This window comes from Gemella massiliensis (genome assembly GCF_900120125.1).
Classification (GTDB): Bacteria; Bacillota; Bacilli; order Staphylococcales; family Gemellaceae; genus Gemella; species Gemella massiliensis.
The window spans coordinates 157,780-171,232 of the sequence record NZ_LT635545.1 but is presented as its reverse complement, the minus strand read 5'-3'; the positions used below and the strand labels follow the sequence as shown (position 1 = coordinate 171,232).

The 13,453-nt window shown below is 33.2% G+C and carries 14 protein-coding genes; 11 read left to right on the top strand and 3 right to left on the bottom strand.

Annotation, left to right across the window (positions count from 1 at the left end):
• Positions 1–541 precede the first annotated feature (541 nt).
• The 5 genes from prdC to BQ7358_RS03540 all read left to right on the top strand — a co-directional run bounded on the left by prdC (position 542) and on the right by BQ7358_RS03540 (position 6,233).
• Positions 542–1,837, top strand: a complete 1,296-nt coding sequence (gene prdC / locus BQ7358_RS03560) for a proline reductase-associated electron transfer protein PrdC (RefSeq protein WP_062174407.1) — start codon at positions 542–544, stop codon at positions 1,835–1,837.
• 95 nt (positions 1,838–1,932) lie between these two features.
• Positions 1,933–3,732 (top strand): D-proline reductase (dithiol) proprotein PrdA, encoded by a 1,800-nt coding sequence (gene prdA / locus BQ7358_RS03555; protein WP_062174405.1) that lies wholly within the window; start codon positions 1,933–1,935, stop codon positions 3,730–3,732.
• Positions 3,733–3,745: 13 nt separating this feature from the next.
• A complete protein-coding gene (locus BQ7358_RS03550) occupies positions 3,746–4,183 on the top strand; it encodes a CBO2463/CBO2479 domain-containing protein (RefSeq protein ID WP_062174403.1) in 438 nt (145 codons plus the stop codon).
• A 12-nt stretch (positions 4,184–4,195) separates the two neighbouring features.
• Positions 4,196–4,921, top strand: coding sequence for a D-proline reductase (dithiol) protein PrdB (gene prdB, locus BQ7358_RS03545; protein ID WP_062174401.1), 726 nt, complete (start codon positions 4,196–4,198; stop codon positions 4,919–4,921).
• Between the two features lie 67 nt (positions 4,922–4,988).
• Positions 4,989–6,233, top strand: coding sequence for a glycine/sarcosine/betaine reductase component B subunit (locus BQ7358_RS03540; RefSeq protein WP_062174399.1), 1,245 nt, complete (start codon positions 4,989–4,991; stop codon positions 6,231–6,233).
• A gap of 263 nt (positions 6,234–6,496) precedes the next feature.
• Here BQ7358_RS03540 and BQ7358_RS03535 read toward each other — a convergent pair whose 3' ends face one another.
• The 3 genes from BQ7358_RS03535 to BQ7358_RS03525 form a co-directional block, all read right to left on the bottom strand.
• A complete protein-coding gene (locus BQ7358_RS03535; RefSeq protein ID WP_072520221.1) occupies positions 6,497–7,651 on the bottom strand; it encodes a DUF819 family protein in 1,155 nt (384 codons plus the stop codon).
• Between the two features lie 272 nt (positions 7,652–7,923).
• Positions 7,924–8,451 (bottom strand): hypothetical protein, encoded by a 528-nt coding sequence (locus tag BQ7358_RS03530; RefSeq protein ID WP_062174395.1) that lies wholly within the window; start codon positions 8,449–8,451, stop codon positions 7,924–7,926.
• Positions 8,452–8,471: 20 nt separating this feature from the next.
• Positions 8,472–8,792: a hypothetical protein gene (locus tag BQ7358_RS03525; protein ID WP_062174393.1), complete on the bottom strand. Its 321-nt coding sequence runs from the start codon at positions 8,790–8,792 to the stop codon at positions 8,472–8,474.
• 195 nt (positions 8,793–8,987) lie between these two features.
• On the opposite strand from BQ7358_RS03525, the gene upp reads away from it, so the two are divergent.
• The 6 genes from upp (at position 8,988) to atpA (ending at position 13,446) form a co-directional block, all read left to right on the top strand.
• Positions 8,988–9,617, top strand: a complete 630-nt coding sequence (upp, locus tag BQ7358_RS03520; RefSeq protein ID WP_062174391.1) for a uracil phosphoribosyltransferase — start codon at positions 8,988–8,990, stop codon at positions 9,615–9,617.
• A 156-nt stretch (positions 9,618–9,773) separates the two neighbouring features.
• A complete protein-coding gene (gene atpB, locus BQ7358_RS03515) occupies positions 9,774–10,502 on the top strand; it encodes a F0F1 ATP synthase subunit A (protein ID WP_062174389.1) in 729 nt (242 codons plus the stop codon).
• An 87-nt stretch (positions 10,503–10,589) separates the two neighbouring features.
• On the top strand, positions 10,590–10,805 hold the full coding sequence (atpE, locus tag BQ7358_RS03510) for a F0F1 ATP synthase subunit C (protein ID WP_021753375.1): 216 nt from the start codon (positions 10,590–10,592) through the stop codon (positions 10,803–10,805).
• Between the two features lie 50 nt (positions 10,806–10,855).
• Positions 10,856–11,377, top strand: a complete 522-nt coding sequence (gene atpF, locus BQ7358_RS03505; RefSeq protein WP_062174387.1) for a F0F1 ATP synthase subunit B — start codon at positions 10,856–10,858, stop codon at positions 11,375–11,377.
• Positions 11,377–11,916, top strand: a complete 540-nt coding sequence (atpH, locus tag BQ7358_RS03500; RefSeq protein WP_062174385.1) for an ATP synthase F1 subunit delta — start codon at positions 11,377–11,379, stop codon at positions 11,914–11,916. The genes atpF and atpH overlap by 1 nt, the downstream gene beginning before the upstream one ends.
• Before the next feature lie 27 nt (positions 11,917–11,943).
• On the top strand, positions 11,944–13,446 hold the full coding sequence (gene atpA, locus BQ7358_RS03495) for a F0F1 ATP synthase subunit alpha (protein WP_072520220.1): 1,503 nt from the start codon (positions 11,944–11,946) through the stop codon (positions 13,444–13,446).
• The last annotated feature ends 7 nt before the right edge of the window (positions 13,447–13,453 follow it).

Below are 13,453 nucleotides of genomic sequence, written 5' to 3'. Positions count from 1 at the left end.
TAGTAAAAATAATTGCAATGATAATAACTATCATCAGTTATTGTAAGTATATTATTTTTATTTTTATTTCCATAATATTAAAAATATATGGGTTGCAATATATAAAATACGAAGATTAGTTTTTAAATTTAATATTAACAACCAAAGAAGCTAAAGTAATTAAATAATAGAGTTTACTAATTATTAAATTATACTTTTTGTTTCAATTAATAAAAAAATATTTAAAACAGTAGAAAGAGAAAAGTTATTATAATTTATTAACAAAAAAAATTATATTCAAGCATATAAAATGCTATAAATAGGAGTTTTCAAATGATAATATATATCATTTTCAAAATTAAAATAAATAAAAATATAATTTATAAAAATGAAAATAAAAAAATAGATAAACTGCACAATAAATTAAATAATAAAAAATAGCTGTATAACAAAAATGATAAAAAAATAACATTTCGCTATTTTTTTAAGAATATAAAATGTTGCGTTACTAAAAGAACAGCTGTATAATAACAGTGAGAATTATAGAAGGGAGATTTAGAAAATGGAATATATTTTTCCGCTTAAGCAACATGTAGGCGCCCCGTCTGAAGTAATAGTAGAGAAAAACTCTACTGTAGCAAGAGGTGAAATGATAGCAAAAAAACCGGATGCCGCATTGGGTAGTAATATATTTTCAAGTGTCAGTGGAATAGTAACTGATGTAACAGAAGAAAAAATAGTCATTGAAGAAAAAGATACAGATTTCTCTACATACAAACCGTTAACCTCTACTACACCTGAAGATTTAATAGCAGAATCGGGTCTGGTAGGATTAGGCGGCGCAGGGTTTCCGACTGCCGTGAAACTTGGAATACGTTTTGAAAATGGAACCGGAACAGTAATTGTTAATGCAGCAGAATGTGAACCGATATTATCACATAATATCGCACGTATAGAAGATAAGCCGGAAAATCTTCTTAAAGGATTGCGTATCGTAATGAATATAGTTAATGCTAAAAAAGGAATTATAGCGTTAAAAGGTATTCATTCGGAAGCTGTGCAAATATTAAAATCAGCTGTTCAAGATGATGATATTACCATTTTTGAATTGGAAAATATTTATCCGATGGGAGAAGAGCGTGCTATTATTAGAGAAAGTTTAGGAGTGTTGTTAAAACCGGATAAATTACCGTCAGAAGCAGATGCTGTAGTAATTAATGTAGAAACGGTGTTGAAAGTAAGAGAGATAGTAGAAGAGAAAAAACCGTTGATTGATAAAGATTTAACAGTAGCAGGTAAACTGACGGATGCCGGTAGTATCCATGTGTTATTCGATGTTCCTTTAGGGTCATCGGTCGGCTCACTATTTGATAAATGTGGAGGTTTAGATAAAGAGTATGGTGAGTTGATTATGGGAGGACCTTTTACAGGGAAAAGAACATATGTTGAAGCGCCGATTGTAAAAACTACAGGTGGTTTAATTGCCGCAGAAAAATTCTTACCAAGTCCTGAAAAAATAGGAGTATTGGTTTGTGCGTGCGGTGCAAATGAAGAAAGACTTCGTGAACAAGCAGCTAGTATGAATAGTGAAGTAGTAGGTGTGGAGTTCTGTAAAAATGCTATGTTGATGAAAAATGGAACCAGAAAATGTTTAAATCCGGGAATTTGTCCGGGACAAGTACAAAAGGTAATGTCACTAAAAAAAGCAGGTGCGCAGGCTGTTTTAATCAGCAACTGTACAGACTGTACGAATACTGTAATGTCTTGTGCTCCACAATTAAAATTGCCGGTTTACCATTGTACTGACGGTGCATTAAGATCCGTTAACTATAAACTGATAAGAAAATTTAAAAACTAATACGAGAGGAGAAGATATGAATATGGAATTTCGCTGACATATTTAAAATTATAAAGTAATATACATAAAAATAATACATATTGGGAGGTAAAACAATGTCTATTACAGTAGAAACATTAGAAAAACACTTAAAAGATCCAGCGATTTTTTGTTGTAGAAGAGAGAAAGGTCAAGTGATCGGAGCTGCCGATTTAGAAGATCCGGGTCTATTCGAAGACATGATTGATGCGGGATTGCTAACATTAAGTCCTGACGGGCTTACTATAGAAGAAGTGTTAGGAAGTACATTATTGGAAGATGTAGAAGCTTTAACACCGATAAAAAAAGAGTACTTGGATAAAGTAAACGAAGTACAAAAAGATATTACAGAAGAAAAACAAGGAAACGTGGTTGAAGAAGTAAAAGATGCTAAATCATCGGTTTATACACAAACAACTCACGGAGGTAATGGAATGATTCATATAGAAATTGGTAAAGCCGAAAAATTTGAAGGATTGAAATTAGATGTTCCTGTAGTAGTGGGTGCCGGAAATGCTCCGGAAGTGGCAGAAGCACCTGAAAAAGAAGAAAAATCAGGTGAGAAAAAAGTAATCCGCACATTAACTAAAAAACATATCAAAATAACAGATGTAAAATTAGGAGACAAAACTTCTATCAAAGATGGTGTTATTACAATTGATAAAAAATTAGCAAAAGCTGCACTTGGTGAAGATGAATTATGTAAAAAATTAGAGTTAGATGTTATCTATCCTGATAAACGTCACATCTACACTGAAACAATTATGGACGTGTGTCCTATTGCAACAAAAGTAGAAGGAAAACTTGGTGAAGGTGTAACTAAAGTATTAGATGGTGTAGTATTCATGCTAACCGGTGTTGATGAAGACGGAGTTCAAGTGCATGAATTCGGTTCTTCAGAAGGATTCTTAGATGAAAAAATGTTCTATGGACATCCGGGCTGTGCAGATGAAAACGACATTATTATTCGTTGTCATGCAACAATCGAACGATTATCAGGTATGACAAGACCGGGACCTTTTGCAGCACATAAATGTCAAGACTTTATTGTACAAGCAATTCGTGAAGAATTAAAACATTATGACGGTGAAGTAGTAAGAGAAGAAATATGTGAAGATGTAAGAAGAAGCGGTAACCCACGTGTTGTATTGGTTAAAGAAATTATGGGACAAGGTGCTATGCACGATAATGTTATTTGTCCGACAGAACCATGTGGTATCATTGGAGGTCAAAAAAATGTTGACTGCGGTAACGTGCCGATTATTTTAACACCGAACCAAGTACGTGACGGTTCTATTCACGCTTTAACTTGTATCGGACCTGCAACAAAAGAAATGACTCGTCACTACATTCGTGAACCGCTTGTAGAAGGTTTAGCAGAAGATGCAGAACTTGATTTAATCGGGGTTATCTGTGTTGGTTCACCACAAGTAAATGATGAAAAATTATGGGTATCTGAACGTTTAGGATCTTTATTTGAATCATTAGACTTAGACGGTGTAGTTATCACAACAGAAGGATTTGGTAACAACCATATAGACTTTATCGAACATATCGGTCAAGCAGGGGTAAGAGATATTCCGGTAGTAGGGGTTTCATTCTGTGCTTATCAAGGTCAGTTAGTAGTGGGTAACAAATATGCTACTGCTATGGTAGAAGAAAATATCGATAAAGGCGGATTTGAAAATGATATAGCCGGATGTTCTTGTGTAACACCGTCAGTAGCAGCACGTGCAATTCAAATGTTGAAAAACAAAATGGCAGGCGTAGAAGTAAAACCGGCAGAGAAAAAATGGAATAATGACGTTATTAATGCTAATAACAAACTTTTAGGTCTTCCGGAAACAGTATTAGTAGACAGTAAAACATATCACTAATTTAGGAGTAATAATGGATTATATTATAAATCCGGTAATGATGGGCGGCATAATTAAGGAAGTAAAAGATGATAAAGTAAAAATTCATCTTCACGGTCGTTTAGGCGTGATTACTGTACCGACAAAACTAATTAAGACAGATAATATTTTAGAGATGGGACATGTATTAGAATTTTACTTTAGTTATATTCAAGTAATGGAAGACCCTTATGAATATGATAGTTCAGATATACTTTATGAGGAAATGCAACCATGTTTACTGGGAGGAAAAATTACTCAAGTAAATGATACTGCCATAGAAGTAGCAATAATGGACGGATTGGGTACTATAGCTGTACCAAGACGTTGGGCGTTTACAACTGTGGTGTTAGAAGAAAATCAAGATGTAGAATTTTATCTTAGTCACATGAGAGTGATAGGAAAAAAGGAAATTACATTAGCTAGAGCTTAAGGAGAAAATACAATGAAATTAACAACAAAACCAGGGATGCAATCAGAAATTTTCGTGCCTATTACACCTAAAGCAATATTTACAGAACTAAAAAAACCGTTAAGCGAATGTAAAGTTGCATTTATTACAGCAGGTGGAATACATATCAAATCACAAGAACCGTTTAATACATCAGGGGACTTTACATATCGTACAATTCCGTTTGATACACCATCTAGTGAATTAATGGTAACACATGGTGGTTTTGATAACTCTGATATTAATAAAGATCCAAACGCAATGTTACCGATTGATAGATTACATGAATTGGTAGCAGAAGGATTTATCGGATCATTATCAAAAGAAACATATACATTTATGGGTGGAGGCGGTAACGTCGAAAAATTCACCAATGAAACAGGACCGGAAATTGCTAGAAAATTAAAAGAACAAGGTGTAGATATTGTATTATGTACAGGTGGATGTGGTACATGTCACCGTTCAGCAACTATCGTAACACGTTGCTGTGAAGAACAAGGAATGAGTTGCTGTGTAATTGCTGCACTACCACCAATTGCTCGTCAACAAGGGGCACCACGTATTACTGCACCTCACGTACCAATCGGTTCAAATGCAGGGGAACCTAATAATATCCCTATGCAAACAGCAATTGTTAAAGAATCATTAGAATGGGTAAGAGATTGTCCAAGTTTTAATGAAACAAAAATATTACCTTATGAATACCGTCATAACGTGTAATATTGAATGTATATAGAAATGAAGAAGGGGGGTATCCTCCTTCTTTGTTTGGAAAGGAGTTGTAGCTATGGGGTTAGGACCGAGTATAAAAATGACAACGCTTCATCACTATCGATGCCCACTTGTAGAGGTGGCGACAAAAGATAATGATATTGAAATAGTTGGAATTATAGTAAGCGGTGTTTCTGAAAGTTATGATGACAAGGTTTATTCAGCTAAGAGAGTAGGTGATATAGCTAAGGCCTTGCAGGTAGACGGTGCTTTAGTAGCTATCGACGGTTGGGGAAATCACCATATTGATTTTGTTAATATAATTGAAAGTCTCGGGAAAAACGATATTTCAAGTATAGGTCTTAGTTTTATCGGTTTGCAGGGACGATTGGTATGTACAAATCAATATATAGATTGTATCATAGACATAAATAAGGGAACAACAGGCTATGAATCATGTATGGTAGGCGAGAATAACTTGACGGATTATGACGCTAAAAAAGCAGTGGCAATTTTGAAAAATAAGTTAAGTAAACAACAACGATTGAATAATATAAACAGCAATAAAGAGTTAAGAGTAGGGAAGTTAACCAAAAAAGTGTTTACTATTAACGAAGTAACGTTCGGTGAAAAAACGGAGCTGATTGATAATAAGCTAATTATCAGAAAAAATATAGCTAGGACATTTATCTCATTTGATAAGAGAATTAAACAAATAAAAGTAAACATTATAAAACCGCATGAACATAATATTTTTGTCAATTCTAACTTAGATTGCATGCCAATAGCGTGTAAATATTCCGGAGAATTAGGAGAAGGTGTAACGCATGAATTAGCTGGTGTTACAGTTATGGTAACCGGAGTAAAAATAGGAACGGGTTATCAACCGGCGAATATCGGATCATCAGAAGGTGTATTAAAGGATAGAGTATATTTCGATAGAGCAGGGACACCCGGTACATCTGATTATATAATTCATATTGATTTCTCGTTTTTTGACGGAGAAGGTCGAACAGCGGATGGAGTTATCGGTGCACATCGACTGGCGGATTTAATTGTTCAAGAAATTCGTGGTGTATTGGTAAAAGTAGATAATATTCCATATAAAAAGTATGAGTATTATGATGTAAGAAAACCTGATAAAGCTAAAGTGGTTATTGTGAAAATAGTATCCGGTTTGGGAAATATGTATGATACGGTATTATTTCCTTTAGAACCGGGTGGAATACTTGGGGGACGTAATATAAGAGATAGTAGAAATCTGCCTTATGTAATAAGTGTAAATCAATGTCGTGATGGTGTTATTCATTCCTTGTTGTAAAATTATAAAATAATTAAATATTTTTTGAAGAAATAAGTTAGAAAGCAATGATGTAAATTAGAATAAAATATATAGTAGTTTTTGATAAAGGTTTAATAAAAACACTTAATATTTAATTTTAAATAAGTGTTCTACTTGCTTATTTTTAAAAATTATAGTTAGATATGAAGTTTAGATTATTTGATTAAGAAAAATTTATAAGAAAGAGGATTATTGTTTAATTTGATTTAATTACCAAGTTAAATAATAATCCTTTTTTACGTTTAACCTAAATACTGTCCGATTAATATACCTATGTATGTTCCGATAATATAACCAAGGGTGCCGACCAACATTGCCGGAGCAACGAGTGAATTCCAACCTTTTGAAATAGCCATAGCGGCAGCTGTTGTAGGGCCACCTATATTGGCATTTGAGGCGATAATAGCCTCTTCAATAGAAAAACGAAATAATTTAGCCGCTCCAAAGGTTACAAGCATATTAACAATTATCATTATTGCACAAAATAGAAGTAATAATGGTGATTTTTCAACAATTGCTTGAATTGAAGCAGGAATTCCAATGACAACAAAGAAAATATAAATGAGAAAAGTTCCTATTTCATTAGCACCTTTAAATGATGTGAAGTATTTAGGAAAAAGTGATGCTAATAGTACGGTCAGCGTTGTTACTAATAGATATTTGTTAGAAATAAATGCTATCAGAGGCGATTTGCCTAGGGAAGCGAGGTAAGTAGATAAGCTAAAGCTAATAGCTACTATAATAACCGCAGTGGCAAAAGTAAATGCAATATCTCTAACTGCTACAGTCGTTTTGCTGCTATCGCTACTGTGTTGCTGTATATTCGTTTTATTATCGAATGTTGTGATAAAAAATTTTCTAAATATTGGAAGAGTAGGTATAACTATAAGTATGAAAAAGTACAACACCATTAGCAAATTATCACTAACCGTTGCAGCGGAAATCAAATCAGCGGGTACTTCAAAAGCACTCGCAACAGCAACAAAGTTAACTCCTCCACCAATATACGAACCGGTCATCACCCCGGCAATATGATTAAGTGCCGGTACGAGATTATGTAAAGCAAGATAACCGAAAACTGCACCTAATATTGTTCCAAGTGAGCTGATAAGAAAAATAATAACCATTCGTCCGCTTTCACGCCAAATTTTTCTTAAATCACATTGGAAGAGTAACATCGCCACTGCAAGCGGAACAACGTATGTCCAGATTGTATCATATACTGGAGATTCAAGCGGAATAACATGTAGGTTACTTAACGTTGCGGCAATAATAAGACCGATAATCGCCCCGCTAATTTTAGAGGCCCAACGATATTTTTCTTCTAAATAGATACTTAACGTTGCGATAGCTATAATAATTGCCCATAATGCCCATGTGTTTTCTGAATTTATCATGATATGTACACCCTTTCATTAAATAATTAATATTATTATACAATAAAATATTAAATAAAACTATTATAAAAAACTGCTTAAATAATGAGTTTCTTGTAGATATTCATATTATTGTTAAAAATTATTTAAAAGTTTGTAGGAATTATCTGAAAAAATATTTTATAGTTATATGGATTTTAATGTAATTGTTAAGGTTAGTATATGTAATCAATTATAAAAGTTCCCCATATATCCGATAAAAAGTTTTATAGATAATTATGGGGATATAGTTATTAACGGCGTCTATTATAATAAATATAGTAGACGGCAAATAATACTACAATACAGTACAATGTAAAGTTTGGATTATTAAGATAAAATAACATTGCACGATTGGATGAACGCATTAAAACACCTTGAATAATAGACGGTGCAAATAAAATTGCCAGTATATAGACGCTTTTTACACGTTGAGCTACCAGAAGAAGTACAACTAATAAACCAACTAATAAAAAAATTGCTAGATATTTATTGATTATAATATTAAACATTGCAGGGAACGTGAAAGGATTATAATAGACAATAAGTGCCAGTGTCATAATTATAATTGTAATAATGGTATTTTTAGTACGTTCATCTAGTTTTGATTTATTAGTGTATAAAAATATATAACTCAGATAAAAGCCGCCATAAACCAATAAAGCGACGGCAAATGCTTCGGCAATATTGAGAATAGCAAACGGGTTGACTAAGATAGGTCCAAGATAAAACAGCATATAAATGCCTGTAGATATTAGTAAATTTCGTTTTAATGTAGTCATAAAAATCTCCTGAAAATTAATTATTTTAACAAACCGGAAAGTCCATAAGCAAGAAAAGAAAAAATAATAATTATAATTATTAAAACAACGGCACTGGTGTTAAAAGTATATAATAGAGGAACTGCCAAGACTGAAGTAATAATTGGAATTAAAATATTTCTTTCTAAAAAGAACGAAATCATAAGATTAATCGCAAATGATGCAAAGGTAAAAAATAATATCAGTATAAGTCCCATTTTTGATAAGTTATTTTCTTTGGAAAAATGTAAAAATAAAAATGGAACAACATAGTAAAAAATACTCGTAATTAAAAAAGTAAGTAAAACATTTTTAGTTTTCATGACATCTCCTAGGTTTAAATATAAATATATACCTCTCTAATTTTAATAGTTTAATGTAAATAAGTCTAGTAATTTATGTTGAATAGTAGGAAAATATTTTTTGATAACGGTTGAAAATATTTCAGATTTAACTTGTTAAAAAAGTTTAATTAGAGTAAAATAAATATAACAATACTAAAAAGGAGAATTGAAATTATGTCAAAAGTTCATGTATTTGATCATCCATTAATCCAACATAAACTATCTTTTATCAGGGATAAGAGAACGGGTTCAAAAGACTTTAGACAACTTACTAACGAAGTAGGGTCTTTAATGGCTTATGAGATAACTCGTGATCTGCCGTTGGAAGAAGTAGAAGTTGAAACACCGATTCAAGTTACTACTTGTAAACGACTTTCCGGTAAAAAGATAGTTTTTGTTCCTATTTTGAGAGCAGGTTTAGGGATGGTAGACGGTTTAATGAATTTAATACCATCGGCAAGAGTAGGGCATGTCGGGTTATATCGTGACCCTGAAACTCTTCAACCACATGAGTATTTTGTAAAAATACCAAGCAAACCGGAAGAACGTTTATTTATTGTCGTTGATCCGATGTTAGCAACCGGTGGATCGGCTATAGCAGCCATAAATTCATTAAAACAACGTGGAGTAAGTGATATTAAATTTATGTGTTTAATAGCAGCTCCGGAAGGAGTAGAGGCATTACGTTTAGCGCATCCTGATGTGGATATTTTTATAGCAGGTTTAGATGAAAAATTAAATGATCATGGTTACATCGTACCCGGATTAGGCGATGCGGGGGATAGAATTTTCGGAACTAAATAATGAAAAAGTGATTTTTTCATAAAATTTTGTAAAATTTTAGAAATGGCTGGTAAATATTTTAAAATGGTATTATAATATTCAATAGGTATTTCTTGAATTTATCATACAACAGATTTAGAAATATAAGATACATAAGAAAAGAGGTGAGAGAAATATATGGAAGAGCATACATATCTTATTACCAAAATGTTTGGCTATGACATAACGGTCAATATTCCTAGTGTAATCACAACTTTAATTACACTGTTGCTTACTTTTATTTTTGTGATGTTTATTACTAGTAGAATAAAATTAAGACCTGATAGCAAACGACAAAATGCAGCTGAGTTACTTGCAGTTTTTGTTAGCGATAACGTTATCAAAGGTAATGTAAGCTGGAAGAAGTATGGTAAAGGATTGTGGGCAACGGCACTAACACTTATTTCCCTTATTGCTGTAGCTAATACTATTGGTGTTCTGATAGAAGTAAGTTATGATGAAGTAGTTTATGTAAATTCAGTAACAGCGGATCCGACATTTACTTTCTCTCTTGCGTTGTTAGTTATAATCTTTACTCACTATGCAGGAATTAAGTACAAAGGAACAAAACATTACTTTAGCACATATACATCTGCGGGTATAGGTATTACACCGTTTAAGGTATTAGAGGAGTTTACAAATCTTCTAACCTTATCAATGCGTTTATTCGGTAATATTTATGCCGGAGAAGTTTTATTAGCACTTTTAGCATCACTTGCAACAGTTGGTGTTTTCGGTGCAATAGCCGGTATAGCCGGGTTGGTAGTGTGGAAAGGATTCTCACTATTTATTGGTGTTATCCAAGCGTATATCTTTACGATATTAACATTTACATATTTATCACATAAAATTAGTGATGAGCATTAATTTGCATTTTATATAACAAACACAAAAAATGTGTAAAATTAATAATTAATAAAAATTTATTTATTATCCAAGGAGGAAAATATAATTATGGTAGGATTAATTGGAGCAGGATTGGCAGCAGGATTGGCAGCGATTGGTGCCGGTATTGGTAACGGATATTTATTCGGTAAATTTATGGAAGGTGTTTCTCGTCAACCTGAAATCGAACCTAAACTTAAATCTAATGCGTTTGTAATGTTTGCACTTGTTGAAGCGGTGCCTATCTTAGCTATCGTAGTAGCGTTTATTCTTTCATTCAAATAATAAGTATATCCGATTAAAAGAACAACAAGAAGAACAGGAGCAGTCAGCAAATGAAAAATTTAGTATTTTTAGCTACTGAACACTCTTCTCATCAAGGTTTTAACTTGGGGAATATGGCTATTAATATGGTAGCTGTATTAATCTTATTGGTATTACTGAAAAAATTTGCTTGGGATAAATTAATTGATATGTTGGATGAACGTCAGCAGTTGGTAAACAATCAACTGGATGATGCAGCCAAAAATCAAAAAGAAGCATTGGTTTTACTTGAAGAAAATCAAGAAAAATTAAAAAATGCCCAAAAAGAAATAAAGGCAATGATGGAAGACGCACGTGAACAATCTAAGATTGAAAAACAGGCAATTCTTGATGAAGCTCGAAAACAAGCGGAACAATTAAAAGTAAATGCTCAACAAGATATTGAAGATGAGAAGAAAAGGGCACTTGAAGAAATTAACAAACAAGTTGCTGAACTATCTGTATTAGTAGCTTCTAAAATTTTGGAAAAAGAACTTAGTGAGTCACATGGTGATTTCGTAGAAAAAGTTATAAAAGAGGTAGGGGTGAAATAATGAGTAAATCAGTGCTTGCTAATAAAATCGGAGATTCATTATTCGATGTTGCACGTGACAGTAGCTCATTAGAAGAAGTTCTTAATGATTTGAAAGAAGTTGCTTTAGCAATTACTTCAAATGACGATTTTATTACTTTGATGAACAACCCTAATATAGAAAAAAAACAGAAAATAGAATTAATAGATGCTGCATTTACCAATGTAAATCGAAATGTTGTTAATGTAGTCAAAATATTAGCAGGAAACTTGCAAATCAGCTTAATAAATTTTGTTCTGGAAGAATTTGAAGAACGTTTTAATAGATATTCGAAAAATATTCTTGTTAAAGTCGAGTCTGCTAGTCAACTTACACAAGAACAAATTTCAGAATTAAAAGAAAAACTTAAAGCTAAGTTGCAACTAGATAATGTAGAAGTTAGTAATGTAATTGATAAGAGTTTAATCGGTGGTTTGAAAATAACTTATAATAATAAAGTTATTGATGCCAGTATAAAAGCAAGATTAAATAGCATAAAAAAACAAATTTCTAATATCTAGTAGAAATTGAAACAAGGAGGGACATAAATGGCTATTAAAGCTGAAGAGATTAGTGCATTACTAAAATCGCAAATAGAAAATTATCAGTTTGAAGTTAAGTCAACGGATGTCGGAACAGTAATTGAAGTAGGGGACGGTATAGCACGTGTATATGGTCTTAACGAAATAATGAGTGGAGAGCTTGTTGAATTTACAAAAACCGGAGTTATGGGGCTTGCTCAAAACCTTGAAGATACTAATGTCGGGATTGTAATTTTAGGACCAACTACCGATATTAAAGAAGGTGATGAAGTAAGACGTACCGGACGTGTTATGGACGTTCCTGTTGGAGAAGAATTAATTGGACGTGTAGTAGATCCGTTGGGTCAACCGGTAGACGGGCGTGGTCCGGTAAATACAAATAAAAGAAGACCGATAGAATCGCCGGCTGTCGGAGTTATGGGGCGTAAATCTGTATCTGTTCCATTCCAGACAGGTATTAAAGCGATAGACTCATTGGTACCGATTGGGCGAGGACAACGTGAACTTATTATCGGTGATAGACAAACAGGTAAAACAGCTGTTGCAATAGATTCAATTTTGGCTCAAAAAGGTCAGGATGTTATTTGTATCTACGTTGCTATCGGTCAAAAAGAATCAACAGTTCGTAGTGTTGTTGAAACGTTAAAAGAACATGGGGCATTAGAATATACCATTGTTGTAACAGCAGCGGCTTCGCAACCGGCACCGTTACTATATATAGCACCGTATGCAGGGGTAGCTATGGCTGAAGAATTTATGTTTAATGGAAAAGATGTAGTAATAGTATATGATGATTTATCTAAACAAGCAGCAGCTTATCGTGAGTTATCATTACTACTTAAACGTCCACCGGGGCGTGAGGCATATCCGGGGGATGTATTCTATCTGCACAGCCGTTTATTAGAACGTGCGGCACGTGTTAACGAAGATTTTGGTGGTGGAAGTATTACAGCATTACCGTTTGTTGAAACCCAAGCCGGGGATATTTCTGCGTATATTCCAACTAATGTTATTTCTATTACAGACGGGCAAATTTTCTTACAATCAGACCTATTTTTCTCTGGTATCAGACCGGCAATTAATGCAGGATTGTCCGTATCTCGTGTAGGGGGATCTGCACAAATTAAAGCCATGAAAAAAGTATCAGGGACATTACGTCTTGACTTGGCATCATACAGAGAACTGGAAAGTTTTGCACAATTCGGTTCTGATTTAGATCCGGCAACTCGTGAAAAACTTGAACGAGGTAAACGTACGGTAGAGGTATTAAAACAAGATTTACATAAACCTATTCCTGTAGAAAAACAAGTAATGATTTTATATGCTCTAACACATGGTTATTTAGATGATGTTGAAGTGAAAGATATACATAGATTTGAACAAGAATTATATGCTTATCTTGATGCACATCCGACAGAAGCTATAAGACATATACAAGAAACAAAAGATTTACCTGAAGAAAAAGTTATGAATGAAGTTATTGAAACATTCAAAAAAACTTTTGCTTAGTGTAAAT

Bases quoted from the DNA above. Each gene is read 5' to 3' on its own strand.
- prdC (WP_062174407.1), top strand. From the start codon at position 542: ATGGAATATATTTTTCCGCTTAAGCAACATGTAGGCGCCCCGTCTGAA.
- prdA (WP_062174405.1), top strand. From the start codon at position 1,933: ATGTCTATTACAGTAGAAACATTAGAAAAACACTTAAAAGATCCAGCG.
- BQ7358_RS03550 (WP_062174403.1), top strand. From the start codon at position 3,746: ATGGATTATATTATAAATCCGGTAATGATGGGCGGCATAATTAAGGAA.
- prdB (WP_062174401.1), top strand. From the start codon at position 4,196: ATGAAATTAACAACAAAACCAGGGATGCAATCAGAAATTTTCGTGCCT.
- BQ7358_RS03540 (WP_062174399.1), top strand. From the start codon at position 4,989: ATGGGGTTAGGACCGAGTATAAAAATGACAACGCTTCATCACTATCGA.
- BQ7358_RS03535 (WP_072520221.1), bottom strand. From the start codon at position 7,651: ATGATAAATTCAGAAAACACATGGGCATTATGGGCAATTATTATAGCT.
- BQ7358_RS03530 (WP_062174395.1), bottom strand. From the start codon at position 8,451: ATGACTACATTAAAACGAAATTTACTAATATCTACAGGCATTTATATG.
- BQ7358_RS03525 (WP_062174393.1), bottom strand. From the start codon at position 8,792: ATGAAAACTAAAAATGTTTTACTTACTTTTTTAATTACGAGTATTTTT.
- upp (WP_062174391.1), top strand. From the start codon at position 8,988: ATGTCAAAAGTTCATGTATTTGATCATCCATTAATCCAACATAAACTA.
- atpB (WP_062174389.1), top strand. From the start codon at position 9,774: ATGGAAGAGCATACATATCTTATTACCAAAATGTTTGGCTATGACATA.
- atpE (WP_021753375.1), top strand. From the start codon at position 10,590: ATGGTAGGATTAATTGGAGCAGGATTGGCAGCAGGATTGGCAGCGATT.
- atpF (WP_062174387.1), top strand. From the start codon at position 10,856: ATGAAAAATTTAGTATTTTTAGCTACTGAACACTCTTCTCATCAAGGT.
- atpH (WP_062174385.1), top strand. From the start codon at position 11,377: ATGAGTAAATCAGTGCTTGCTAATAAAATCGGAGATTCATTATTCGAT.
- atpA (WP_072520220.1), top strand. From the start codon at position 11,944: ATGGCTATTAAAGCTGAAGAGATTAGTGCATTACTAAAATCGCAAATA.